This window comes from Roseomonas rosulenta (genome assembly GCF_016106005.1).
Classification (GTDB): domain Bacteria; phylum Pseudomonadota; class Alphaproteobacteria; order Acetobacterales; family Acetobacteraceae; genus Neoroseomonas; species Neoroseomonas rosulenta.
In genome coordinates, this window is sequence record NZ_JACADR010000453.1 from 1 (window position 1) to 2,229 (window position 2,229).

Below are 2,229 nucleotides of genomic sequence, written 5' to 3' on the forward strand. Positions count from 1 at the left end.
GCATCCTGGAATGGCCCGGAGAAGCTCTAAGTCGCCGGCGCTGTAGCGCCCGGCCGGCGCGTCATCGTGGCGCCGCGCGGCGCGCTCGCGACCACCGAGGCCACCGCCGGCGAGATGAACTGGCTGATCGACCCGCCCGCCGCGCCGCTGCGCTGCACGGCCAAGCTGCGCGCGCGGGAGGCCCCGCGTGCCGTGACCGCGACCTGGGATGCCGCGGCGGGGCAGGCGCGTCTCGTGCTCGACGAGGCGGGAATCGTGGCCCCCGGTCAGGCCTGCGTGCTGTATGATGGCGACCGCGTGCTCGCCGGCGGCTTCCTGCGCGCGCGCGGATCGGTTGACAGCGCACGGGACGCGGCCTAACTCGCGGCCCTCGCGTGGATGGCGGCGTAGCTCAGCTGGTTAGAGCACGGCACTCATAATGCCGGGGTCAGCGGTTCAAGTCCGCTCGCCGCTACCATCCTTCCCCAGGGTCCAGAGGGGCACGCGTCATCTTCCGCCGCAGCAAGCTTCCGCCTGAACTGCGCGACGCCCTTCGCGCGGCTGAGCGGCGATCCTTCGTCGAGCAGCTTCGCGCCAGGCTGCGCTTGCCCTGGTGGCTGCGCTGGGCGGCGGCCCTCGCCTTCGCCGGCATTGCCGTCTTCATCCCCTGGCAGGCCGGGCTGATCCGCCCGGTCGGGCAGGTGCCGCGCGTCGTCTACGGCATCCCCGACGGCACGCCGGCGCCCGCCACGCGCTTCAGCGCCCGAGTCGGCGTCGTGGATGGCGACACGCTGTCGATGGGCGCCGATCGTCTGCGCATCCACGGCATCGACGCGCCCGAGGCAGCGCAGTCCTGCGAGCGCGGCGGCCAGCCCTATGCCTGCGGCGCGGTGGCGCGCACCGCCATGGCCGGCATCCTCGGCCGCGGCGTGGTGTCCTGCGAGCAGCTCGACACCGACCGCTACGGGCGCCGCATCGTGCGCTGCCACGACGAGCAGGGGCGCGACATCGGCGCCGAGCTGGTGCGCCAGGGCTGGGCGCTGGCCTTCACCCGCTACGCCACCGACTACGTGGCGCAGGAAGCGGCCGCGCGCGCAGCCCGGCGCGGCCTGTGGGAGGGTCGCTTCGATGCGCCCTGGGACTGGCGCGCCCGGCAGCGCGATTGATTCCCGGCCGACAAAGCATCGACCTTCGTCGGCCGGTTACCAGCAATTTGTCCCGCGCGCGGCCGCCCCGTGCGCCATGCCGGCAGGCCAAAGGCCAGGAGTTTGCCCTGCCGGCATGGGGCAGGCCGGTGACGGCACGCCCGTGTAGCCATCACGAAATGCTCTCGCCCAGGTTGAAACGACGGCGGTTCGAACAACCCGCGCCGGGTTGACGCATGCCGGCGGCATGGCCATTGCACCGGACGGATGCCCCCAGGGGGCGCCGGCTTCACGACACCAGAACGGAGACATACCGCATGCGCCAGACGCGCCCCATGACGCGCCTGACCTCCATGCCCCGCGCGGTCGCGGGCCTCGCGGTCGCCGCCGCGCTGCTGCCCGGCGCGCTGCAGGCCGCGCCCTGCCCGATCGCCATGCCGGTGGCGGGCGAATACTCCTCGGGCTTCGGTTATCGCGGCCGTGGCTTCCATCCGGGACTCGACCTGCGTGCGCCCCACGGGGCGCCGGTGCGCGCCGCGGCGGGCGGCACCGTGGTCTTCACCGGGCGCTGGTACGCCTATGGCACCATCATCGACATCGAGCACCGCGACGGCAGCGTCGCGCGCTATGCCCATCTCTCGCGCATCGAGGCGCAGGTGCGCCCCGGCGCGCAGGTGCTCCCCGGACAGTTGATCGCCGCCGTCGGGCGAACCGGTCGGACCACCGGGGCCCATCTGCATGTCGAGCTGCGCCGCCAGGGCCGCCCGACCGACCCCTGGCCCTGGCTGACGCGCACCGCCTGCACCGATGACGGCACGCAGCTGGCCGAGGGCGCGGCCCAGCCGCATCGGTAGAGCGGATCGCATGCGGCCTGGTCCGGCCGCATGCGCGAGGATGCCTCTCGGACAAGGCCGGAGCCGCCTCCACCGCCGCGGACGCCGCTCCGGCTCAGCCCTGTCCGCGCGCGCGGCGCAGCGCCGCCTGGCACATGGTGTCGAGCGCGTTCAGGAAGCGCGAGCGGTCGGCGCCATCCATCGGCGCCGGCCCGCCGCCGGCGGCCCCGAGCTCGCGCAGGTGGCGCGCCACCTCGCGCGCGGCCGAGCGC

At 74.3% G+C, this 2,229-nt stretch carries 4 protein-coding genes and 1 tRNA gene; 4 read left to right on the top strand and 1 reads right to left on the bottom strand.

What is annotated here, in order from left to right; all coding sequences use genetic code 11:
• Positions 1 to 66: 66 nt before the first annotated feature.
• The 4 genes from HW578_RS25695 to HW578_RS25710 all read left to right on the top strand — a co-directional run bounded on the left by HW578_RS25695 (position 67) and on the right by HW578_RS25710 (position 1,978).
• Complete coding sequence (locus tag HW578_RS25695) at positions 67 to 360, top strand: aminomethyltransferase beta-barrel domain-containing protein (protein ID WP_369407982.1); 294 nt, start codon at positions 67 to 69, stop codon at positions 358 to 360.
• Positions 361 to 380: 20 nt separating this feature from the next.
• Positions 381 to 457 (top strand) — tRNA-Met (locus HW578_RS25700).
• 127 nt (positions 458 to 584) lie between these two features.
• A complete protein-coding gene (locus tag HW578_RS25705; protein ID WP_198373553.1) occupies positions 585 to 1,145 on the top strand; it encodes a thermonuclease family protein in 561 nt (186 codons plus the stop codon).
• A gap of 296 nt (positions 1,146 to 1,441) precedes the next feature.
• Entirely contained in the window at positions 1,442 to 1,978 is a 537-nt protein-coding gene (locus tag HW578_RS25710) for a M23 family metallopeptidase (RefSeq protein WP_232479290.1), read from the top strand.
• A gap of 94 nt (positions 1,979 to 2,072) precedes the next feature.
• On the opposite strand, the gene HW578_RS28270 is transcribed toward HW578_RS25710, so the two are convergent.
• Positions 2,073 to 2,210: a hypothetical protein gene (locus HW578_RS28270; RefSeq protein ID WP_369407983.1), complete on the bottom strand. Its 138-nt coding sequence runs from the start codon at positions 2,208 to 2,210 to the stop codon at positions 2,073 to 2,075.
• Between the last annotated feature and the right edge of the window lie 19 nt (positions 2,211 to 2,229).

What these genes read in the sequence shown, in the direction of transcription:
- HW578_RS25710 (WP_232479290.1), top strand. Translation starts at nt 1,442, where the DNA reads ATGCGCCAGACGCGCCCCATGACGCGCCTGACCTCCATGCCCCGCGCG.